16 protein-coding genes and 1 other RNA gene are annotated in these 22,487 nt (G+C 71.8%); 10 read left to right on the top strand and 7 right to left on the bottom strand.

Annotated features, from left to right (window positions below; translation table 11 throughout):
• Window positions 1–18 precede the first annotated feature (18 nt).
• The 5 genes from OG488_RS14800 to OG488_RS14780 all read right to left on the bottom strand — a co-directional run bounded on the left by OG488_RS14800 (window position 19) and on the right by OG488_RS14780 (window position 9,678).
• The gene (locus tag OG488_RS14800) at window positions 19–2,253 is read right to left on the bottom strand and encodes a bifunctional glycosyltransferase/CDP-glycerol:glycerophosphate glycerophosphotransferase (protein WP_329229494.1); all 2,235 of its coding nucleotides are present in this window, start codon (window positions 2,251–2,253) and stop codon (window positions 19–21) included.
• Window positions 2,254–2,433: 180 nt separating this feature from the next.
• A complete protein-coding gene (locus OG488_RS14795; protein WP_403921539.1) occupies window positions 2,434–3,351 on the bottom strand; it encodes a carbohydrate ABC transporter permease in 918 nt (305 codons plus the stop codon).
• Window positions 3,348–4,721: a carbohydrate ABC transporter permease gene (locus tag OG488_RS14790; RefSeq protein ID WP_329229493.1), complete on the bottom strand. Its 1,374-nt coding sequence runs from the start codon at window positions 4,719–4,721 to the stop codon at window positions 3,348–3,350. The genes OG488_RS14795 and OG488_RS14790 overlap by 4 nt, the downstream gene beginning before the upstream one ends.
• 4 nt (window positions 4,722–4,725) lie before the next feature.
• Window positions 4,726–6,090, bottom strand: coding sequence for an ABC transporter substrate-binding protein (locus OG488_RS14785; protein WP_329229491.1), 1,365 nt, complete (start codon window positions 6,088–6,090; stop codon window positions 4,726–4,728).
• A 249-nt stretch (window positions 6,091–6,339) separates the two neighbouring features.
• Window positions 6,340–9,678, bottom strand: a complete 3,339-nt coding sequence (locus tag OG488_RS14780) for an FHA domain-containing protein (protein WP_329229489.1) — start codon at window positions 9,676–9,678, stop codon at window positions 6,340–6,342.
• Window positions 9,679–10,156: 478 nt separating this feature from the next.
• Here OG488_RS14780 and OG488_RS14775 point away from each other — a divergent pair, with 478 nt between their 5' ends.
• The 4 genes from OG488_RS14775 (at window position 10,157) to OG488_RS14760 (ending at window position 15,604) form a co-directional block, all read left to right on the top strand.
• On the top strand, window positions 10,157–11,782 hold the full coding sequence (locus OG488_RS14775; protein ID WP_329229487.1) for a serine/threonine-protein kinase: 1,626 nt from the start codon (window positions 10,157–10,159) through the stop codon (window positions 11,780–11,782).
• Window positions 11,783–11,928: 146 nt separating this feature from the next.
• Window positions 11,929–13,167 carry a serine/threonine-protein kinase gene (locus OG488_RS14770; RefSeq protein ID WP_329229485.1) on the top strand — a complete coding sequence of 413 codons (1,239 nt, stop codon included), beginning with the start codon at window positions 11,929–11,931 and terminating at the stop codon, window positions 13,165–13,167.
• A gap of 93 nt (window positions 13,168–13,260) precedes the next feature.
• A complete protein-coding gene (prfB, locus tag OG488_RS14765) occupies window positions 13,261–14,367 on the top strand; it encodes a peptide chain release factor 2 (RefSeq protein ID WP_329229483.1) in 1,107 nt (368 codons plus the stop codon).
• Between the two features lie 358 nt (window positions 14,368–14,725).
• Entirely contained in the window at window positions 14,726–15,604 is an 879-nt protein-coding gene (locus OG488_RS14760; protein WP_329229481.1) for a hypothetical protein, read from the top strand.
• Between the two features lie 131 nt (window positions 15,605–15,735).
• Here OG488_RS14760 and OG488_RS14755 read toward each other — a convergent pair whose 3' ends face one another.
• On the bottom strand, window positions 15,736–15,927 hold the full coding sequence (locus OG488_RS14755) for a hypothetical protein (RefSeq protein WP_329229479.1): 192 nt from the start codon (window positions 15,925–15,927) through the stop codon (window positions 15,736–15,738).
• 258 nt (window positions 15,928–16,185) lie between these two features.
• On the opposite strand from OG488_RS14755, the gene ftsE reads away from it, so the two are divergent.
• From ftsE to ssrA, 5 genes are all read left to right on the top strand, one after another.
• Window positions 16,186–16,875: a cell division ATP-binding protein FtsE gene (gene ftsE / locus OG488_RS14750; RefSeq protein ID WP_014046319.1), complete on the top strand. Its 690-nt coding sequence runs from the start codon at window positions 16,186–16,188 to the stop codon at window positions 16,873–16,875.
• A gap of 23 nt (window positions 16,876–16,898) precedes the next feature.
• Window positions 16,899–17,819 carry a permease-like cell division protein FtsX gene (gene ftsX / locus OG488_RS14745; RefSeq protein ID WP_329229477.1) on the top strand — a complete coding sequence of 307 codons (921 nt, stop codon included), beginning with the start codon at window positions 16,899–16,901 and terminating at the stop codon, window positions 17,817–17,819.
• A gap of 68 nt (window positions 17,820–17,887) precedes the next feature.
• Complete coding sequence (locus OG488_RS14740; RefSeq protein WP_329229475.1) at window positions 17,888–19,075, top strand: S41 family peptidase; 1,188 nt, start codon at window positions 17,888–17,890, stop codon at window positions 19,073–19,075.
• An 18-nt stretch (window positions 19,076–19,093) separates the two neighbouring features.
• The gene (gene smpB / locus OG488_RS14735; protein ID WP_329229473.1) at window positions 19,094–19,582 is read left to right on the top strand and encodes an SsrA-binding protein SmpB; all 489 of its coding nucleotides are present in this window, start codon (window positions 19,094–19,096) and stop codon (window positions 19,580–19,582) included.
• 121 nt (window positions 19,583–19,703) lie between these two features.
• Window positions 19,704–20,090: a transfer-messenger RNA gene (gene ssrA, locus OG488_RS14730) on the top strand.
• A 95-nt stretch (window positions 20,091–20,185) separates the two neighbouring features.
• Here the strand turns inward: ssrA and OG488_RS14725 are convergent.
• The gene (locus tag OG488_RS14725; RefSeq protein ID WP_329229471.1) at window positions 20,186–21,382 is read right to left on the bottom strand and encodes an MFS transporter; all 1,197 of its coding nucleotides are present in this window, start codon (window positions 21,380–21,382) and stop codon (window positions 20,186–20,188) included.
• Window positions 21,383–21,465: 83 nt separating this feature from the next.
• Here OG488_RS14725 and OG488_RS14720 point away from each other — a divergent pair, with 83 nt between their 5' ends.
• A complete protein-coding gene (locus OG488_RS14720) occupies window positions 21,466–22,437 on the top strand; it encodes a LysR family transcriptional regulator (RefSeq protein ID WP_329229469.1) in 972 nt (323 codons plus the stop codon).
• Window positions 22,438–22,487 lie beyond the last annotated feature (50 nt).

Genomic DNA, 22,487 nt, shown 5'->3' with positions numbered 1-22,487 from the left:
CGGCCCCAGGGCCCGCTCTCACCCGTTCGTGTACTCCCGCACGGGCACCTGCCGCGGTACCCCCGTGGGCCCCCGGCCCGTCAGCGGGGCGGGCAGGGGCAGGCCCGAGGTGTCGCCGAGGAAGACCCGGCGCACCACCCGCTCCGCCGCGTGCCCGTCGTCGTACGGGCAGAACCGCGCCCGGAAGGCCGCCCGGCGCTGTGCGGAGCGGGGGCCGCGCCAGTGGTCCGTGGCGAAGATCTCGTGCAGCTCCTCCTGGTCCCGGGCCACGGCCCCGGGAGGGAACGCCGCCGGGTCGAAGTAGGTGCCGCGGGACGCCTCGTAGGCCTGTGCGTCCTCGAGGTGCAGGACGACGGGGCGGTCCAGATTGACGTAGTCGAACATCAGCGACGAGTAGTCCGTGATCAGCCCGTCGGAGGCGATACAGAGTTCCTCCACGGACGGGTGGGCGCTGACGTCGATGATCCGCGGGTGCCGGGTGTGCCCTGAGGTGGCCCGTGCCGTCTCGTCCAGGTAGTGGGAGCGGGCCAGGATGACGAAGCGTGGGCCCAGGACGCGGACCAGCTGCTCCAGGTCGAGGGAGTGCTGCTGGGCGCGCCGGTAGTCGCGGTGGGTCGGCGCGTACAGCAGGGCGGTACTGCCGTCCGGGACGCCGAGGAGCTCGCGCAGCCGGGCGGTCTCGGCGTGGTCCGCGCGGTGGAGGACGTCGTTGCGCGGGCTGCCGTACTCCAGCGTGGTGTAGCCGGAGGGGTAGGTGCGCTCCCACACGAGGGTGGAGTGCTGGTTGGCGGAGAGCGAGAAGTCCCACTTGTCGACGCTGCGCAGCAGCTGTCCGAAGTCCATGGCGCCGGCTGCGGCCGGACGGTGCACGAGGTCGGTCCCCATGGTCTTCAGCGGCGTCCCGTGATGGGTCTGCAGCAGCACCTGGCCGCGCCTCTTCACCAGTCTGCGGTCGAAGTTGACGTTGTTCACCAGGTACTTGGAGCGGGCCAGCGCCGTCCAGTACGCGGCCGTCCCCGGGTGCAGCACGCGGGTCGCGTCCGGCACGGTGTGCGCGTCCTCGGGGCGGCAGATCCAGGAGGTGCGGAGCCCGGGGACGAGGGCTCTCGCCGTGGCCTCCAGGGCGGCGGGGCTGCAGGTGTAGCCGCGGTGCCAGTAGGCGGCGAAGACCGCGTCCGTACGCCGGACGGGCAGGCGGAGCTGGACGCGGTAGTGCAGCTGGAGGGCGGCCCCGCGCGCCGCGCGGCGTGCTGCCGAGGCCGCGCTCCCGAGGCGGCCGCGCAGCCGCTGGGCGGCCCAGAGCGCGCGGTAGGTGCGGTGCGCGCCCAGGTGGAACAGCGCGTGCCGCAGCCGGGTGCGGCGGGGCACGGGGGCGCCGGGGGTGCGGTAGCGGCGGCAGTGGGCGCGGGCGCGGCGGAAGAACTGGGCGCGGGTGCCGCGGGGCAGCCGGCCTCGGGAGGTGTAGAGGGTCGAGAAGTGGTCGAGCATCCGGCGGAACATCACCGGGCGCCAGACGGAGAGTCCGGGGCGGGAGTCGATGAAGGCGAAGACGCGGTCGTACTGGTCGAAGACGTCGAAGTGGCGGTGGGTGGTGGTCGAGAGGATGTTGCCCCGGCGCCGCTGGCGGTATCCGACGCAGACCGTGTCCAGGACGGCGATCGACCCGGCGGCCATCAGCACCGGGTAGGTCCAGGGGGTGTCCTCGTAGTAGCCGGGAGGGAAGGTGAAGCCCTCGGCCTCGATGAACTCCCGCCGGTACGCCTTGTTCCAGACGACCATGAGCACCTTGAGCAGCTCGGGCCGGTCCGCGAGCCGGAAGGAGGCGGGACCGGTCTCGGCGAGGTGCTCGGAGAAGGTGTTGCGCACGCTCTCGCCCGACCAGTACGTACGGGCGTAGTCGTAGACCAGGACGTCGGGGCGGCCGGTGGCGTCGAGCCGGTCGGCGATGGTCTGGAGCGCCTCGGGGGCGAAGGTGTCGTCGCCGTCGAGGAAGAGCAGGTACTCTCCGGTCGCCCGGGCCACCCCGGCGTTGCGGGCGGGCCCCAGGCCGGAGTTGTGCGGCAGGTGGACCACGCCGACCCGGGGGTCGCGGACGGCGTACTCGTCGGCGATCGGGCCGCAGGCGTCCGGTGAGCAGTCGTCGACCACGATGATCTCGTGGTCCTTGAACGACTGGTTCAGCACGGAGTCGAGACACGCGTGCAGATACGCCTGGACCCGGTACGCGGGCACGATGACACTGAACCGGGGCACAACACATCCAGGGGTCGTTCGCGGGAGGGCAGGTGGCCCGCAAACGGCCGATGGAGTGACATGGTTACGCCGGATGTGGCATTCGGGGGAAGTACGAGGTAGGGCGGCCCGATCGGGAGTGAACGGGCCGCCCTCATGTTGACGAACGTATGTGCTGTCGTACCGCTCGGTCCCCGCGCTCTACTTGACGGCGCCCGCCATCACACCGGACACGAACTGCCTCTGGAAGGCGAAGAACACCGCCAGCGGGATCACCATCGACACGAAGGCGCCGGGCGCCAGTACGTCGATGTTGTTGCCGAACTGCCGGACCTGCTGCTGCAGGGCGACGGTGATCGGCGGGGACTCCGAGTCCGCGAAGATCAGCGCGACCAGCATGTCGTTCCACACCCAGAGGAACTGGAAGATCCCGAGCGAGGCGATCGCGGGCCCGCCGAGGGGCATCACGACCCGGGTGAACAGCCGGATCTCACCGGCGCCGTCCAGCCGTGCGGCCTCCAGCAGTTCGCGCGGGATCTCCGCGAAGAAGTTCCGCAGCAGGAAGATGGCGAACGGCAGGCCGAACGCCGTGTGGAAGATGATCACGCCGAAGGTCGTCTCGAAGATCCCGATGGTGCCGAAGAGCTCGGACACCGGGATCAGGGCGACCTGGACGGGGACCACGAGCAGTCCCACGACCAGCAGGAACCACCAGTCGCGGCCGGGGAACTCCATCCAGGCGAAGGCGTACCCGGCGAGCGAGCCGATGACGACCACCAGCACCGTGGACGGCACGGTGATCATGACCGTGCTGAAGAGGGAGTCCGTGATCGTCGAGTTGTCGAGCAGTCGCTGGTAGTTGTCGAAGGTCAGCTCGGAGGGCGCGGTGAAGACCTTCCACCAGCCGGTCGCCGCGATGTCCTCCGCCCCGCGCAGCGAGGAGAGCAGCAGCCCGATGGTCGGCATCAGCCAGAACAGGGCGACCAGGACGAGGAAGACCCGCATGGCCCCGCCGCCCGCCCGTGCGGCGATCCGCGCACCGAGGCCCTGCCGGGCCTCCGCCGCCGGTTCGGCCCGTGTGCCGCGCCCGGCCTGTGCGGCCTCGGTCGATGTCGTCACCGGCGTCCCTCCTTCCGCATCCGGCGGATGTTGAACAGCATCACCGGGATCACCAGCAGCAACAGGAGTACGGCGATGGCGCTGCCGACCCCGAGATCCGCGTCCGTGCCGAACGAGGAGCGGTAGAGCTGGAGGGCCAGGACGTTCGCGTCGTCCTGGGAGGAACCCGGCGCGATGATGAAGACCAGGTCGAAGATCTTCAGGACGTTGATCATCAGGGTGACCAGGACCACCGCGAGCACCGGTGCCAGCATCGGCACCGTGATCCGGCGGAACACCTGCCACTCGTTGGCGCCGTCCACCCGCGCCGCTTCCAGGAGTTCGCGCGGCAGACCAGCCAGGCCCGCGGCGATCAGCACCATCGCGAACCCGGCCCACATCCAGACGTAGCTGCCGATGATCCCGGGTGTCACGAGGGACGGCCCGAGCCAGTCGACCCCGTTGTACGGCTCCCGGAAGTTGTCCGCCGGGAGGCGGAGCAGCGAACCGTCGGCCGAGGCGGGCAGGGTGAACACCCCGTCCGCTCCTGCCGTCGCCGTGGCGACGACCTTGCCGTCCTTGACCGCTTCGACGGTGATGCCCTTGAGGCCGAGCTCCTTCGGATCGACGACGTTCGGCTTGCCGCCGCCGCCCTTGGTGAAGTCGAGCCAGGCCGTCCCGGTGATGCCCTCGCCGGACGCGGTGGCCGCCTTCGCGGGTTCCGCGTCGCCGGGCATCTTCGCCGGCACCACACCGACCAGCGGGAGGCTCACCGGTTCACCGGCCCGCACGGTCTCCTTCGTCACGAAGGAGCCGCCACCGCCCGCCTTCAGCGGATGGACGGGCAGCGGATGCGCCTTCGGGAAGCCCGAGGACCGAGCGAACGTGTCGTGGACGCCCACCGCCACGGCGTTGGCGACACCGCGCTCGGGCGCCTGCTCGTACACCAGCCGGAAGATGATCCCGGCGGCCAGCATCGAGATCGCCATCGGCATGAAGACGATCAGCTTGAACGCAGTGCCCCACCGGATCCTTTCCGTGAGCACGGCGAAGATCAGCCCCAGCACGGTGGCGACCGTCGGTGCGAACACGACCCAGACCGCGTTGTTCTCGACGGCCGTCCGGATGGTGTCGTCCGTGAACAGGGCCTCGTAGTTGTCCAGGCCCACGAATCCGGTGCCGGACCGGTCGAGGAACGAGCGGTAGACGGAGTACACGATGGGATAGACGACGAGTGCGCCGAGCAGCACGAGGGCCGGCAGCAGGAACGCCGCCGCGACCGCTCTGCGGGTGCCGGTCACGCTTCCCCGTGGGCGCTTCCCCGTGCCCGGGACAGGTTGCTTGTCGGCGGGGGGCGCGCTGCCGGCGCCCCCCGCGGTCGCTGTGGTCATCCCGTCAGCTCGTGTACGCCTTGGCCGCGTCGGACTCCAGTTTCGCCTGGGTCCCCGCGATGTCCTTCGGGTTCTTCAGGAAGTCCTGGAGCGTCTTCCACTCACCCTTGCCGGGCGTCCCGCCGAACGACTGCGGGGCCTGGTCGGACATGTCGAACCGGACGTCGTCACCGGCGTCGATCAGCGCCTCGGCCATCGTGCGCTGCACGTCGTTCGGGTACGCGGCCGTGTCCAGCGACTTGTTGGGCGAGATGAACCCGCCGGCCTCGGCCCAGATCTTCGCCGAGTCCTTGGAGGCCAGCCAGGTCAGCAGGGCCTGGGCGCCCTTGGTGTCCTTGAGCGCCACGGCCGCGTCCCCGCCCGTCACCACGGGGGAGTCCGCGCCGACCGCGGGGAACGGGAACACCTTGGCGTCGGTACCGATCTTCGCCTTGGTCTGCGCGATGTTGATGGAGACGAAGTCGCCCTCGAAGACCATCGCGCCCTTGGGCTGGTCGCCGCCCGTGAAGGTCTGGGTGACGGATGCCGGGAACTCGGTCTGCAGCGCGCCGTCCGCGCCGCCGGAGATCAGGCTCGGCTTGCCGAACAGCTCGGCGAGCGTGGTCAGGGCGTCCTTGACGGACGGGTCCGTCCACTTGATCTCGTGCTTGGCCAACTGGTCGTACTTCTCCGGACCGGCCTGGGAGAGGTAGACGTTCTCGAACCAGTCGGTGAGCGTCCAGCCGTCCGCCCCGCCGACCGAGACCGGGGTGACACCGGAGGCGGAGACCGTCTCGGCGGTGGCCAGGAAGTCCTTCCAGGTCTTCGGCTCGCTCGCGCCCGCGTTCTCGAACGCCTTGGCGTTGTACCAGATCAGGGACTTGTTGGCGGCCTTGAAGTAGACGCCGTACTGGGTGCCGTCGACCGCGCCGAGGTCCTGCCAGACCTGCGCGTAGTTCTGGCCCAGCTGCGCCCGTGCCTCGTTGCCGACCGGCTTGGCCCACTTCTTGGCCACGGCCTGCTGGATCGCGCCGACCTGCGGGATCATCGCCACGTCCGGCGGCTGGCCGCCCGCGATCTTCGTGCCGAGGAAGTTGACGATCGGGTCCTGCGCCGGGACGAAGGTGACCGTGGCCCCCGTGCGCTTCTCGAACTCGTCCAGCACCTTGGTGAAGTTGGCCTGCTCGGGCCCCGTCCAGACCGCGGCCACCGATATCTTCTCGCCGTCCAGCTTCGGCAGGGTGACGCTCGACGGGCTGTCCTCGCCCTTGCCGGGGCCCTCGCCCGCCTTGTCCTTGCCGTCGCCGTCGCCACCGCATCCGGTGAGGGCCAGTGCCCCGATCGCGGTGAACACCAGTGCGGCCCTACGCATTCGAAGGGTTCTGCGCATCCCTGCCCCGTCTCTCCTGCGCGCGCATGTGCGCGGACCGGCACCAACGGTCGGACCCTGCGGTGCCGCTCACGTCTCACATCGTGCGGTTCACGTCGTCCGTGCGCACAGTCCTATGCCCGGCGCACCGGAGCCGCAATACCGCTGTCCGCGCCAACTCCGTGATCGTGATCGGCTCGTGACGTCGCGTCGGCCGGCCGGATCGCCGTGACCGCTGTCGGTACCGGCACCTGATCCGCGCCCGGGGGGTCAGGGGATCAGCGGGGGGAGCGGCTCCGCGTTCACCGAACGGGCGGCCCTCTCCAGGGCACTGGCGAGCAGGGCCAGGTCGGTGGGCCCGTTGCCCAGCTCGCGGACCGGCCGACGGGCCGGCGGATCGCCCATCCGCTCCCACTCCAGCGGTACGACGGTGGGGCGCAGGGTCGCCGTGCGCGGGATGCGGCCGGTGACCCGGCCGCCCTGGAACGGGGTCACCCGGCCGTCCGGATGCCCCAGCCGCCCCCGGCCCGGAGCGGGCTCGTCGGGGGAGGGCGGGACGACGGGCGGGTCGAGCACGATGCGCAGCCGCGCGCCCCGGGCCAGCTCGGTGTCCTCGGTGCGGTCCGGGCGGGCGGAGGAGGCCACCAGGTGGACGCCGAGGCGCCCCCCGTCCCTGGCCACGGCCTCCAGCACCCGGACGACCGACCCGGCGGAGGGACGGCCGGGGCTGCCGAGCGCCGGGGCGACCAGGGCGTCGAAGTCGTCGGCCAGGACGACGAGCCGGGGAAGCGGCGAGGGGCCGGGATCCACGGGACGCGCCGAGGCGGGCCGCAGACGCAGGGTGCCGCTGGCGGGCGACTCGATGTCACCACGCTGCTCGGCGGCTCCGGCGGGGCGACGTCCGCCGAGGGTCCGCGCCTCCTCGTACCGCGCGTGCCAGGCCGTGAAGTCCAGCGGACCGAGCAGCTCCGCCCGGCGCTTCAGCTCGCCGCCCAGCGCCTGGGCGAACTCACGCATCCGTACGGGGTCGGAGGCCACCAGGTGCGAGAAGACGTGCGGCAGCTCCGTGCAGGGGCCCAGCCCCTCGCCGCGCTCCCCGTGCTCGCCGCCGGCCCCGTCGATGACGAGGATGCCGAGCCGGTCGGGGCGGGCGGCGGCGGACAGGGAGGCCGCGACGGCGCGCAGCAGCTCCGTACGGCCGCTGCCCGCGGGCCCTTCGACCAGCAGGTGCGGTCCTTCCTCGGCCAGGTCGACGGAGAGCGGGCCGCGGGGGCCCGCGCCGAGCACGATCACGGGCCGCCCCGCGTGACCGGAGGGGACCGCGGGCGCGGGGGTCCCGCTGTCCCGGCGCTGGGTGCCGATCCGGGGGGAGCCCGTGCCCGCGGGGGTGTACGCGGAGGAGCCCGAGCCCGAACTGGTCGGCCCGCCGCTGCGGAACGGGGTGTGCCCGGAGTCGGGGGAGTCGCGCTGCGCGCCCACCCGGGGGCCCGTGCTCAGCGTGCGGCCCGAGCTCGTCGTGTCCAGGTCCGCGCCGGGCACGGGCGCCGCGCGCACCGTCGCCCCCGGCTGGTCCTCGGCCGTGGACGCCCACCGCGCCATCAGGGAGGCCGGGGTGGCCCTGGCGAGCCCCAGCTCGTCCAGCAGCCGGGCGGACGGCGGCAGGGCCGCCGCCATGGGCCGGCCGGGCAGGGTGGCCGTCCCCTCGTCCCGCAGGGGGGCGAGGGCACGCCCGAACCGCTCGGCCCAGGCCGCCGACACGGCGTCCACCGAGGCGACGGTGCCGTGGCCCGCAGCCTGGCCGCCCGAGGTGCGCAGCAGCCGCAGCGCGGTCGCCACATCGCCGCTCAGCATGGCGACCGCGCCGCACTCGCGGAACGCGATCGAGGCCCGGCAGGCGGTGTCGTAGGTCGCGGCGACCGGAGAGGTCGGGGAGGCGGCCGGGGCCTCGGCCAGACAGATCAGATGGATCCCGGCTGCCGCTCCGGCACCGGCCAGCCCCGCCGTGGTCTCGCGCAGGGCCGCGGAACCGGGATCGCCGTCCACGATGACCACGGTGCTGGGCCCCGTGTGGTCGCGGGCCGCCTCCGCCACGGCCGACCGGTCGGCGCTCGCCCAGCCGGACCCCAGCGGCCCGTCCTCCATGCGGCGCACCAGCTCCGCCGCGCGGGCGGCCGCCTGCTCGCGGTCGTAGGCGAGGAGCAGACGGCAGTCCTGGCCGTGCATGGGGCGCAGATGGGGCAGCCAGCCGAGCCAGGACCACTCGCGCCGCCGCTCCTCCAGGCTCCGGGACCGGTCCGTGCTGATCAGCACGATCTCCAGGTCGAAGGGTGAGTGGAGCGCGGCGAGCTGCGCCACCGTCGAGCGGGCGAGGCCCGAGAGCCGCTCGCGCGGTCCCGCGAGACCCAGCGAGCCCGCCTCCCGCAGCCCGACGGTGACCGGCACGGCGGGAAGGTCGGCCCGCTCCGTCGTCCCGAGCCGTACGACCAGGGCCTCGGGGTGCGCGGTGTCGCGCTCCCACAGGCGGGGGCCGGGGCCGAGCGCCGTGAGGAGCACGGTCGCGGGGTCCGGCCAGGTACCGGCCGGGGCGGAGGGGGAGCCGTGGGGCAGGGAGGGGGAGCGCGGGCCGGACGTGCGGCCGGGTCCGCCGGCCGCCGGCCGGTCACCGGCCCGGGCCTCGTGGGACTGCTCGCCCTTGCCGGTCTTGAGCCGCCTCGCCCAGGCGCCTATGCCGCCCCGCCTGGGGGGCTCGTCCGGGGTCAGCGAGGAGCCGCGGCCATGGGTGGCCTGCGGGGAGGGCTCGCCCAGGTACGCGTCGTGGCCCGCCGGTCCGTCCTCGTCGTACGCGTCGTGGCCGGCGGGGGCGGAGCTGTAGGTGTGGCCGTGTCCCTCGGGGGCGGTCACGTCCGCTCCGGGCTCGCCATCCGCTCCCGCGGAGCCGTCCGCCCGCAGGCCGCCGGCCTCCGCGCGGGCCACCCGCAGGTGGCCCTCACCGTCGGGCGCCGTCGTGAGCGTGGGGGTGCGTGAGCCGGGCGTGAGCCGGAGCGTGGACTCGCCGAGCCGCAGCAGGGCGCCCGGGGCGAGCCGGACCGGGCGGTCGTGGACGTCCACGCCGTCCAGCGAGGTGCCGTTGGTGGAGCCCAGGTCGGCGACGGAGACCCGGCCGTCGTCGGAGACCGTCACCGCGCAGTGCAGCCGCGACACGTCGGGGTCGTCGAGCGGGACGTCCGCCTCGGCCGAGCGGCCGATCCGGATCTGTCCGCCGTGCAGCAGGTGGACCCCGCCGGCGTCGGGCCCCGCGATCACGTGCAGCCGCGCCGGTACGGCGTCGTCCGCGGCCTCGTCCTCGCCGGGGACCTGGAGCGAGAGCACCGTCCCGTCCACGAGGGGCGGCTCGCCGAGGGCGCAGCGCTGCGGGTCGAGCCGCTCGCGCCCGGCGTACAGCACGGTGGCGCCGCCGCCCAGGGATCCCTCGGGGCCGGACACGGCCGCGGCGAGGGCGGAGGCGACGGCGGCGAGTGCCGTCCCGGCGGGGGCGGTCACGAGCACGTCGCAGGCGCGCGCCGGGGTCTGGCCGCTGCGCGGCGCGAGGACGGTCAGCCGGATCTGCATCGCCGTCAGCGGTCCCTTCTGCGCGGGGTGCCCGGCAGGGGAAATGCCCTGTGATTCCCCCCACCCGGACACGGACGCGTCGTCCGGTACAGGTCGTCACGGAGGGTGAGGCTCCCGACCTCACGGTTCCGTGCTGGAGGCATCCTCGCACCTGCCACCGACAACACGCCCGGGGGTGGCCGCTCAGTGATCTTGAATGGCCGAGTGTGGGTGCAAAAGTGCCTGCTTGGTCTTGCCGAAGACGTGCTGCACACTCGTTCGGCAACCAACTCTTCCGTGTCTGCGTCTCGTCCGGTGGATTGCCGGTGGATTGCCGGTGGATTGCCGGGGTGGATTGCCGGTGGATTCCCCCGGCACAGCGGTGACACGACCGGAGGACGACCCGCCGGTACCCCGTACGGCGGCACTAGAGTGGGCCGGAACATCCGGGCGGGCCCCGGGGGACCGCGAGCACAACGATCAGCAGGGAGCGCGTGACGTGCGGCCAGTCGGCAGCAAGTACCTGCTCGAGGAGCCGCTCGGACGCGGCGCCACGGGCACCGTCTGGCGAGCCCGCCAGCGGGAGACCGCGGGCGCCGAGGCGGCCGTCGCCGGGCAGCCCGGCGAAACCGTCGCGATCAAGGTGCTCAAGGAGGAGCTCGCCAACGACGCGGATGTCGTGATGCGGTTCCTGCGTGAGCGCTCGGTGCTGCTGCGGCTCACCCACGCGAACATCGTGCGCACCCGGGACCTCGTCGTCGAGGGCGATCTCCTCGCCCTGGTGATGGACCTGATCGACGGTCCCGACCTGCACCGCTACCTCCGCGAGAACGGCCCGCTCAGCCCGGTCGCCGCCTCGCTGCTCACCGCCCAGATCGCGGACGCGCTGGCCGCCAGCCACGCCGACGGCGTCGTGCACCGGGACCTCAAGCCGGCCAACGTGCTGCTCGACGAGCGCAACGGCGAGATGCGCCCGATGCTCACCGACTTCGGCATCGCGCGCCTCGCGGACTCCCCGGGCCTGACCAGGACCCACGAGTTCGTCGGCACGCCCGCCTATGTGGCGCCCGAGTCCGCCGAGGGCCGTCCGCAGACCTCCGCCGTGGACGTCTACGGCGCGGGCATCCTGCTGTACGAGCTGGTCACCGGCCGTCCCCCGTTCGCCGGGGGCACCGCGCTCGAGGTCCTGCACCGGCACCTCAGCGAGGAGCCCCGGCGCCCCAGCACTGTCCCCGAACCGCTGTGGACGGTCATCGAGCGCTGCCTGCGCAAGGACCCGGACCAGCGGCCCAGCGCCGTGAACCTCGCCCGTGCCCTGCGCACCGTCGGCGCGGGCATCGGCGTGCACGCGAACTCGGCGCAGATCGCCGCCGCCGAGGGCGTGGGTGCCCTGCTCGCCCCCGACCCGGCGCCCGCCGCCGTACCGGAGACCCCGGGCGCGGCCGACCCGACGCAGGTGCTGCCGAGCAACGCGGGTTCGTACGACCCCGCGGCCCCGACCAGCGTGATGCGGCAGACCCCGGGCGGGGGCGGCCAGGCCGACCCGACCGCGATGATGCCTCCCGTGCCGTCGGGCCCCCCGCGGCCCGACGAACCGCACCCCTGGCAGTCCCAGCTCAGGGCGGCCCGTGACCGCAACGAGCAGACGCAGGTCCAGTACCTCGACCCCGACCAGGACCCGCTGCGCCGCCGGCCGCAGCGCCAGCAGCCGCCGCAGGACCAGCGCCCGCAGCCCCAGCAGCAGCGCGGCCGGCAGTACCCGCAGCAGCAGCCCCAGCGCTACCAGCCGCAGCCCCAGCAGCAACAGCGGCCCCAGCAGCCGCAGCGGCAGCAGTACGCGCCTCCGCAGCAGCCGCCGCCCCAGCAGCCGGCCCCGCGCCAGCCGAGGCAGCGCAGCGCCAATCCGATGCGCATCCCCGGCCTCGGCTGCCTCAAGGGATGCCTGTTCTCGGTGGTGCTCCTGGTCGTCGCGGCCTGGCTCATCTGGGAGCTGACGCCGCTTCAGGACTGGGTCGCCCAGGGCAAGAGCTTCTGGGACGCCATAGGGGACGGCATCACCAAGGTCACCGACTGGTTCGAGGAGATCGGCGGGAGCGGTGGCTCCGGGGGCACGACCGGTCAGTAACCTCACCCACTCTGTGCCTTTGTCGACTTCTGCGGGCCCAATTCGCCCGCAGAAGTGAAGGTTGGCGCCATCCAGGGCACGCAGCACCCCGTTCGCCGCGTAACTTTGTCGACCGGGGGTCAACGCCAGCCGCTGAGGGAGCAGTCTTGGCACGGAATATCGGCAGCCGGTACACCGCGCACCAGATCCTGGGGCGCGGCAGCGCCGGCACGGTGTGGCTCGGCGAAGGGCCCGAGGGCCCGGTCGCCATCAAGCTGCTCCGCGAGGACCTCGCGTCCGACCAGGAGCTCGTGGGCCGCTTCGTGCAGGAACGCACCGCGCTGCTCGGGCTCGGGCATCCGCACGTCGTCGCCGTCCGCGACCTCGTGGTGGACGGCACCGATCTGGCCCTGGTCATGGACCTGGTGCGGGGCACCGACCTGCGCACCCGTCTCGACCGCGAACGCCGCCTCGCCCCGGAGGCCGCCGCCGCGATCATCGCGGACGTCGCCGACGGACTCGCCGCCGCGCACCGGGCCGGTGTGGTGCACCGTGACGTCAAGCCGGAGAACATCCTGCTCGACATGGAGGGCCCGCTCGGCCCCGGCGGCTCGCACCCCGCGCTGCTGACCGACTTCGGCGTCGCCAAGCTGATCGACACCCCGCGCCGCACCAAGGCCACCAAGATCATCGGTACGCCGGACTACCTGGCGCCCGAGATCGTCGAGGGCCTCCCGCCGCGCGCCGCCGTGGACATCTACGCCCTGGCCACCGTGCTCTACGAGCTCCTCGCCGGCTTCACCCCCTTCGGAGGCGGTCACCCCGGCGCCGTCCTGCGGCGCCATGTGACCGAGACGGTCGTCCCGCTCCCGGGCATCCCCGAGGAGCTCTGGCAGCTCCTGGTCCAGTGCCTCGCCAAGGCCCCGGCGTCCCGGCTCCGTGCCTCCGAGCTCGCGACCCGGCTGCGCGAGCTGCTCCCGCTCCTGTCCGGGATACCCCCGCTCGACGTCGACGAGCCGGACAACGAGTCCGAACCGCAGGCGTACGACGAGCAGCAGTACACCCCGGCCCCGGAGGAGCCCCGCCGCCGAGGCGCGGTGCCGCTGGTGCCCGGCTCCTCCCCTGACTCCAACCGGGACACCCACACGAGCATGAGGGTGCCCGGCCCCGACGAACTCTCCGGCGGCCCCCTCGGCACGGCCCGCGCCCCGCGCGCCCCCGGCCGGCCACGCCCCGGCTCGGCGCGGAACAAGTCGGCGGCCGTCCGCAAGCGCAGGATCACCCTGGGCGTGGCGGCGGTGGCCCTGTGTGCGGCGGTCGGGGTGGGCGGCTGGCTCGCCACGAGCGGCGACGACCCGGGCTCGGCCCCCGGGGACACGCGGAATTCCGCCCCGACGGCCCCCTGAGGGCCGTCCCGGGAGGGCCGGGATCCGGGGCCCCGGGAGGCCCGTGATCCGGGGGAGGGACAGGTTCACTCGCCCAGCCGTTACGCTGGACCCGTGGCAGTCGTCGATATTTCCGAAGAGCTGAAGTCCCTCTCCTCGACCATGGGGTCGATCGAGGCCGTCCTGGACCTGGATGCGCTGAGGGCCGACATCGCCGCGCTCGAGGAGCAGGCGGCGGCCCCGTCCCTCTGGGACGACCCGGACGCGGCGCAGAAGATCACCAGCAAGCTTTCGCACCTCCAGGCCGAGGTCCGCAAGACCGAGGCCCTGCGGAGCCGTATCGACGATCTCGGAGTCCTCTTCGAGCTCGCCGAGGACGAGGGTGACGCCGACACGCAGGCCGAGGCCGAGGCGGAGCTCGAGTCCGTCCGCAAGGCGCTCGACGAGATGGAGGTCCGCACCCTCCTCTCCGGCGAGTACGACGCGCGCGAGGCCCTGGTCACCATCCGGGCCGAGGCGGGCGGCGTCGACGCGGCGGACTTCGCGGAGAAGCTCCAGCGCATGTACCTCCGCTGGGCGGAGCGGCACAACTACAAGACCGAGGTCTACGAGACGGCGTACGCCGAAGAGGCCGGCATCAAGTCGACCACCTTCGCGGTGGAGGTGCCCTACGCCTACGGCACCCTCTCCGTGGAGCAGGGCACCCACCGCCTCGTCCGCATCTCGCCCTTCGACAACCAGGGCCGTCGCCAGACGTCCTTCGCGGGTGTCGAGGTGCTGCCGGTCGTCGAGCAGACCGACCACGTCGAGATCGACGAGTCCGAGCTGCGCGTGGACGTGTACCGCTCGTCGGGCCCCGGCGGTCAGGGCGTCAACACCACGGACTCCGCGGTGCGCCTGACCCACCTGCCGACCGGCATCGTCGTCTCCTGCCAGAACGAGCGCTCGCAGATCCAGAACAAGGCGTCCGCGATGAACGTCCTCCAGGCGAAGCTCCTCGAGCGCCGCCGCCAGGAGGAGCAGGCGAAGATGAACGCGCTCAAGGGGGACGGCGGCAACTCCTGGGGCAACCAGATGCGTTCGTACGTCCTGCACCCGTACCAGATGGTCAAGGACCTGCGTACGGAGTTCGAGATGGGCAACCCCGAAGCGGTCTTCAACGGCGAGATCGACGGCTTCGTCGAGGCCGGCATCCGCTGGCGCAAGCAGAGCGAGAAGTAACTCCAGCCGTACGGCTGCGGGGCCCGGACGGGATTCACCGTCCGGGCCCTTCGCGTTCCCATCCCGTCGGATGCACAGGGGAGTTGAGGGGGACGTGTGGCGAACGCGTCACAGTCGTGCTTCCTATTAGCAGTCAAGAACCCCTATAGCAGCTCTTATCCCCCCGGAACGGCCTTGACGTACTCCTTATCTCTGGACAGGGTGCAGAAGCAGCACGCGTATGTCTGGGACAGGTGTGATCGGGGGCGGGCGGGATGACCACGGTACGGCGTGGCCCTGCAGGAGGAGTGACCCCGCAGGGCCGAGGACCGCATATGGCTGCTCCATCGACGAGATCAGCTACTGGGGGTAGCAACAGATGACGAAGAAGACGCGCATCCGCGTCGCGCGGATAGCCGCTGGTGCGGTTATTGCCGCGGGTGCCTCGCTCACGGCAGCGGGCGCCGCACAGGCGGTCGGCATCGGCCTGGGACTCGAGATCGACGGTGCGGACGCCAGCGTCAGCGCCCAGGTCGGCACGGGCGACGACGGTGACAGTGGCGCCGGCGGCGTTGACGGCGGCGGCGACAGCGGCGCCGGTGGTGTCGACGGTGGCGCGACCGATGGTGGCGCGACCGATGGCGGCGCGACCGATGGTGGTGCCACGGACGGTGGCGCCACGGACGGTGGCGCGACTGACGGTGGTGCCACGGATGGTGGCGCGACCGACGGCGGTGCGACCGATGGCGGTGCGACCGATGGTGGTGCCACGGATGGTGGCGCGACCGACGGCGGTGCGACCGATGGCGGTGCGACCGATGGTGGTGCCACGGATGGTGGCGCGACCGACGGCGGTGCGACCGATGGCGGTGCGACCGATGGTGGTGCCACGGATGGTGGCGCGACCGACGGTGGCACGACCGACGGCGGGTCCACGGATGGTGGCTCCACGGACGGCGGCTCCACCGACGGCGGCTCCACGGATGGTGGGTCCACGGACGGCGGCTCCACGGATGGTGGGTCCACGGACGGCGGTTCCACCGGGACGCCCGACCCGTCCTACCCGGACGCCGGTGACAACACCGACACGGACAGTGTCGGCAACCAGCCGGTCGAGCAGGGCAAGGGCAAGGACGAGCTCGCCGAGACCGGTGCGGCCGAGACCACGTTCCTGCTGCTCGGTGCCGCGACGATGATCGCCGGTGGCATCGGCTTCCGCATCCTGCCGCGCCTGGCCGGCGGTCGCACGACCGCCTGAGCCTCACGCGCACGCTGAAGGGCCCGGGAGAGCCTTCAAGGCCTCCCGGGCCCTTTCGTGTACCGGAGCCGCTCCTGCGGCCGTACGCGCACGCCTCAGCCCCGCCGGGCGGACGCGAGGCGCCTTCCCGCTCAGACGGCCTGGTGCGCCAGCAGGGCCAGGGCGGCCACCAGGATCACCATCAGCGCTATCAGCATCGCGGGATTGAGCCCCGCGAACGGCCCCTGCTCCTGCATGCGCTCCCGGCTCGCCCGACAGACACGGCAGCGGCCCTCGCTCACGGGCGCCGCGCAGTTCGCGCACACCAGTCGGTCATAGGTCATGCGCACTCCTCCTCCCGCGCGGCGGAGCCGCATTCACGTTCTCTCCGCACAACGCTCAGGGAAACGCAACCGTTCCCCCTTCCACTGTGCCAGCTCGCGGCGGTTTCGGCGCGGCCCGCCGGACAAGGTCCGGCACGCCCCGTTTCGTTCCGTACCGCGTTCCGTCACAAATCCCTCATTGCCGGACGCCGACTGCACGCGCTCACCCGGTTCGCGTATGGTCACGCTCACCTACCCCCGGCCGACCGTGGTGCATCCGTGATCCGATTCGACAACGTCTCCAAGACCTACCCGAAGCAGAGCCGCCCAGCTCTCCGGGACGTCTCACTCGACATCGAGAAGGGCGAGTTCGTCTTCCTGGTGGGCTCCTCCGGCTCCGGCAAGTCCACCTTCATGCGGCTCATCCTCCGGGAGGAGCGCGCCAGTCAGGGCATGGTCCATGTCCTCGGCAAGGACCTCGCGCGGCTGTCCAACTGGAAGGTGCCGCAGATGCGCCGCCAGCTGGGCACGGTGTTCCAGGACTTCCGGCTCCTCCCCAACAAGACCGTCGCCGAGAACGTGGCCTTCGCGCAGGAGGTCATCGGCAAGCCCCGCGGTGAGATCCGCAAGGCGGTGCCGCAGGTTCTCGACCTCGTGGGTCTCGGGGGCAAGGAGGACCGGATGCCCGGTGAGCTCTCCGGCGGTGAGCAGCAACGTGTCGCCATCGCGCGGGCGTTCGTCAACCGCCCCATGCTGCTGATCGCGGACGAGCCGACCGGCAACCTCGACCCGCAGACCTCCGTGGGCATCATGAAGCTGCTGGACCGGATCAACCGGACCGGCACCACCGTGATCATGGCGACCCACGACCAGAACATCGTCGACCAGATGCGCAAGCGCGTCATCGAGCTCGAGCAGGGCCGTCTCGTCCGTGACCAGGCGCGTGGCGTCTACGGCTACCAGCACTGAGCATCGAGTACTGAAAGGACGCCATGCGCGCCCAGTTCGTCCTGTCGGAGATCGGCGTCGGTCTTCGTCGCAACCTCACGATGACCTTCGCGGTCGTGGTCTCCGTCGCCCTCTCGCTCGCCCTGTTCGGCGGTGCGCTGTTGATGCGCGAGCAGGTCAGCTCGATGAAGACCTACTGGTACGACAAGGTCAACGTCTCGATCTTCCTCTGCAACAAGAACGACGCCAAGGACGTCCCCAAGTGCGCCAAGGGGGCCGTCACCGCGGAGCAGAAGAAGGAGATCAAGGCCGACCTCGAGAAGATGGAGGCCGTCGAGAAGCCGGTCCTCTTCGAGAACGTCGACGACGCGTACAAGCACTACCAGGAGCAGTTCGGCGACTCGCCGATGGCCGGCAACATCACGCCGGACCAGATGCAGGAGTCGTTCCGGGTCAAGCTCAAGGACCCGCAGAAGTACAAGGTGGTCGCGACGGCCTTCGCGGGCCGTGACGGGGTGCAGTCCGTCCAGGACCAGCGCAGCATCCTCGACAACCTCTTCGGGCTGATGAACGGCATGAACGTGGCCGCGATCTTCCTGATGGGGCTGATGCTGGTCATCGCGCTGATGCTCATCGTGAACACCGTCCGCGTCTCGGCGTTCAGCCGGAGACGGGAGACGGGCATCATGCGGCTGGTGGGGGCCTCGGGCTTCTACATCCAGATGCCGTTCATCATGGAGGCCGCCTTCGCCGGTCTGATCGGCGGACTGCTCGCCTGCGTGATCCTGATAGCGGCCCGGTACTTCCTGATCGACGGCGGTCTCGCGCTCCAGGAGAAGCTGAACCTGATCGACTTCATCGGATGGGAAGCGGTGCTCACGAAGCTTCCGCTGGTCCTCGCGATCGGTCTGCTGATGCCCGCCGTCGCCGCCCTCTTCGCGTTGCGCAAGTACCTCAAGGTGTGACGAGCGCCCCGTCCCGCATGCGGCCAACGCGCCGTGGGCGGACGGGGCGTTGTCCTACACTCGGCCCCATGCCGGGCCATACGTACCACCTGAAACCCCGCGGTATCCACCGCGGGGCGGCCCTGACGCTGGTGTTCGCGAGCGTGCTGGCGACCGCCGCGGCCACCGGGTCCCTGCCCCGCGAGGGAGGCACGGGCACCGAGATAAAGACCCGTGCCGTGTCCTCCACCATCGGTTCGGTGGACCGCGAGGAGATCGCGGACGCGGTCGCCGACGCCGAGGCCGACGGGAAGTCGGGCACGGACGCCGCCGAGGAGGTCGTCAGCCGCAGCGGGGACCGCTGGGGCGCGGTCTACGACGAGCGGGAGTACGAGGAGCTCGAGCAGGCCCTCGACGGCTCGTACACCGGCGTGGGGATCTCCGCCCGCCGCTCGGCCCGTGGCGAGGTCACGGTGACGGCGGTCCAGCCCGGCGGGCCCGCGGACCGGGCGGGCGTGCGCGGGGGCGACCTGCTGCGCACCCTCGACGGCCGGCCCGTCGAGAAGCGCCCCGTCGCCGAGGTCGTCGCGCTGCTGCGCGGGGACCGCACGAAGGCGGCCGAGGGCTCCTCCGTCGTCCTCGGACTGAGCCGCGGCGGGCACTCCTGGACCACGACCCTGCGCAGGGCGCGGCTCAGCACGGACCCGGTGAGCGTCCGGCGCCTCGGACGGGCTCCCTCCTCCGCCGTGCTGATCAAGGTCTCCGCGTTCACCAAGGGCACGGGCACCGCGGTCCGCGACGCCGTGGACGAGGCACCCGGGGAAGCCGGGATCCTCCTGGACCTCCGGGCCAACGCGGGCGGCCTCGTCACCGAGGCCGTCACCGCCTCCTCGGCCTTCCTCGACGGCGGCCTCGTCGCCACCTACGACGTGCACGGTGAGCAGCGTGCCCTGTACGCCGACGCCGGCGGCGACACCGAGCGCCCCGTGGTGGTCCTGGTCGACGGCGGCACCATGAGCGCCGCCGAACTGCTGACCGGTGCGCTGCAGGACCGGGGCAGGGCCGTGACCGTCGGTTCCCGCACCTTCGGCAAGGGCGCCGTGCAGATGCCCAGCAAGCTCCCGGGCGGTTCGGTGGCCGAGCTGACCGTCGGGCACTACCGCACTCCGGCCGGCCGCAGCGTCGAGGGGAGCGGCATCACGCCGGACGTCGGAGCGGGTCCGGAGGCCCAGCAGCGGGGCGAGACGGTATTGAGTGGCCTCGGGGGTGGGTCGTAGTGCGAAAATGACCGCACTATGGCCAAGGAAAAAGACACCGGGCGCAAGATGATCGCGCAGAACAAGAAGGCGCGGCACGACTACCACGTCCTCGACACCTACGAGTGCGGTCTCGTGCTCATGGGCACGGAGGTCAAGTCGCTGCGGATGGGCAGGGCGTCGCTGGTCGACGGCTTCGTCCAGATCGACGACGGCGAGGCGTGGCTGCACAACATCCACGTCCCGGAGTACGTGCAGGGCACGTGGACCAACCACTCGGCCAAGCGGAAGCGCAAGCTGCTGCTGCACCGGGCCGAGATCGACAAGCTGGAGTCCAAGTCGCAGGAGACGGGTCACACCATCGTGCCCCTCGCCCTGTACTTCAAGGACGGCCGGGTCAAGGTCGAGATCGCGCTCGCCAAGGGCAAGAAGGAGTTCGACAAGCGGCAGACGCTGCGCGAGAAGCAGGACACGCGGGAGACGAACCGCGCGATCTCGGCGGCCCGCCGGCGCCAGCGCAGCGCGTAGGCACCACCCGGTCCGGGGCCCGTGCCCCGGAGCCGCCGGAATACGGTGGCATCCGTGCGCGTTGGTCACGTACGATGGGCCGTGCACCTCAGCGAAGGTGCGCGATTTGAAAAATCAACATGGGGATGATCGGTTTCGACAGCGGATGTCGAGGCAGGGGAAGCGAGTCGAGGAAGCGACAATGATCTCGTAAACCATATGTCGCAAACAATAATCGCCACTTCTAAGCGCGATTCCTCCGCCTTCGCCCTCGCTGCCTAATCAGCAGCTAGCGAAGACTCTGCGGAGTGTCAGCCCGGGGTTGGTCCCGACCCGGATCCTGGCATCAACTAGGGATCTAAACTTCTAAGCCCGGTCACGGGGCCTAGAAGGAAATCAAACAGTGACTGGGCCTGTCGGAGGCTTGTTCGCGTGACCTCCGGGGCCGAGAAAAGCGCAGCGAACTGCACTCGGAGAAGCCCTGGTTCCGCACCGTTGGACGCGGGTTCGATTCCCGCCATCTCCACAATTCCCATGTGAACGAGGACCCCGCTGCCCCTGGCAGCGGGGTCCTCGTTTTTTTGTCCCGTTCCACCGGGGCCTCGTCCGTGTGCCCCACCGGGCTCAGGCTCTGCGCGTCCCGACCGCCGCCACGGCCAGGGCGAGGGCCGCCGCGCACATCGGTACGGCGTAACCGGTCACCGTCCCGGAGCGCTCCACCGTCCAGCCGCCCACCGCCGACCCCGCCGCTATGCCGCCCAGCAGCGCGGTGACGGCGAGCGTCATGCCCTCGTTGAGCTGGGCCCGCGGGGTCAGCCGCTGGATCAGGGTCATGCCCGTGACCATGGTGGGCGCGGTGGCCGCCCCCGCCAGCAGCAGGCAGCCCGCGAGGACGGGCAGGGAGCCCGTCGTGGCCGCGGCGGTCAGGGGGAGCGACATCAGCGCGGTCATCCCCGCCAGGCAGAGCATCAGCCTGCGTCCGACGCGCGCGGCCGGGCGCAGGGAGCCGTACAGCAGCCCGGCCACGCAGGAGCCGCCGGCCTGGAGTGCGAGGATCGCGCCTCCGGCATGGGCGATCGAGACGACCTCCATGGCGCCGAAGACCGCGCCCGTAGCGAGGAAGACGGCGAGCAGGGCGGGGACGCCGGGGGTGCGCAGCGGTGAGGCGGCCCGGGTGCGGGGTGCCACCGGGGGCTCCGTCGCGCGCTGCGCGGCGAAGACCAGGACGCCGGTCATCAGCAGGATGGCGCCGGTGAGAGTGCCCGCCTCGGGGAAGAGCGCTTCGCAGAGGGAGGCGGCGAGCACCGGTCCGAGCATGAAGCAGAGCTCGTCGGCGGCCTGTTCGAAGGAGTTCGCGGTGTGCAGGGCCGCCGGGTCGCCCTGGTGCAGATGGGCCCAGCGGGCCCGCGACATGCCGCCGGTGTTGGGTGTGGTGGCCGTCGCGGCGTAGGCGGCGAAGAGCGTCCAGACCGGTGCGTCGTGGTGCACGCAGAGCACCAGGGCCAGCGAGCCGGTCACCGCGACGGCGGTGGCGGGGACCGCGATCCTGGCCTGGCCGTACCGGTCGACGAGGCGTGCCGTCCAGGGAGCGACCACGGCGGTCGCGGCCAGTCCGGTGGCGGTGACGGCACCGGCAAGGGCGTACGAGCCGTGCGCCCCGGCGATCATGATGACGGCGCTGACGCTGAACATTCCCATGGGCAGCCTGGCGAGCAGGTTCCCCGCGGTGAAGGCGCGTGCGCCGGGGGTGGCCAGCAGCCGGAGGTACGGATGGGGCGGGGAGGCCGGAGGGCCGGCCGTCGCGGCGGTTTCGTGGGACACGCGTTCACCTTCGGGCCGGGGCCTCCACGGCGTCCAACACCTGATCGGAGCGCATTCACGCACCTGCGTTGTAAGTTGGGCGCGTGGCCGTCCCCGACATCGATCCCCGGCTCCTCCGCGCGTTCCTCGCCGTGGCCGAGGAACTGCACTTCACCCGCGCCGCCGCCCGGCTCTACGTCGCCCAGCAGGCCCTGAGCCGGGACATCCGCCGGCTGGAGCGCGAGCTGGGGAGCGGTCTCTTCGTCCGCACCACGCGGCAGGTGTCGCTCACCGCGGACGGGGAACGTCTGCTGCCCCACGCCCGCCGGGTGCTCGACGCGCACGCCGCGCTGTCCGCCGCCTTCACGGACCCGGCGGACCGCCCCCTGCTCGTCGATCTCAACACCGACGGGATGACGGCGGCCCGGGTGCTCGCCCGCGCGCGGGAGCTCGCGCCGGAGTGCGAGCTGATGGCGCGCTTCGAGAGCGGACTGACCTGGGCGGCGGGCGAAGTGCTCGCGGGGCGGCTCGACGTATCCTTCGGGAGGGCGGCCGGTCTCGATCCTGCGGTGCTCGCCCGTCTCTCCGTGCAGCCGGTGCGGTACGAGCCGATGGCCGTCCTCCTGCCGGACGATCATCCTCTGGCAGGGCGTGAGACGGTCGCCATGAGCGAGCTCACCGGTGAGACCGTCTACGCCGGTGCCGGTAATGCGCGCACGGCCGAGTGGACGGATCTTGCGACCGTACTTTTCGCCGAATGGGACATCGTCCTGGCGCCACCTGCGCCGCTCGCTGTCGGAGTGGCCGAATTTCAACGGGTCATGGCGAAAACAGGGAACCCCGTACTGGCCGTCGCCGGTTTCCCGCCGCTGCCGGGAACGGTGCTGCGCCCGCTCGTGCGCCCGGTGCCGCTCTCCCCGCTGCTGATGGTGTGGCGGAAGGGATCGGGGCACCCCGGACTGGCCGCGCTGCGGGCCGCGATCAGGCAACTTGCCGTGGCGGAAGGGTGGATGGTGCGATCACCCGCCTCGTGGTTGCCTGAGATCGATGCATCACTCATGCGTGACCATTCATGAACAACAAGTGATATCCGCCCCTGGCCGTCGCCGCTGTGCGCTACATTCGG

The sequence above is a fragment of the Streptomyces sp. NBC_01460 genome (assembly GCF_036227405.1).
Classification (GTDB): Bacteria; Actinomycetota; Actinomycetes; order Streptomycetales; family Streptomycetaceae; genus Streptomyces.
Note: the sequence above shows the minus strand (reverse complement) of the source record. Positions and strands in the feature narration are given on the sequence as shown.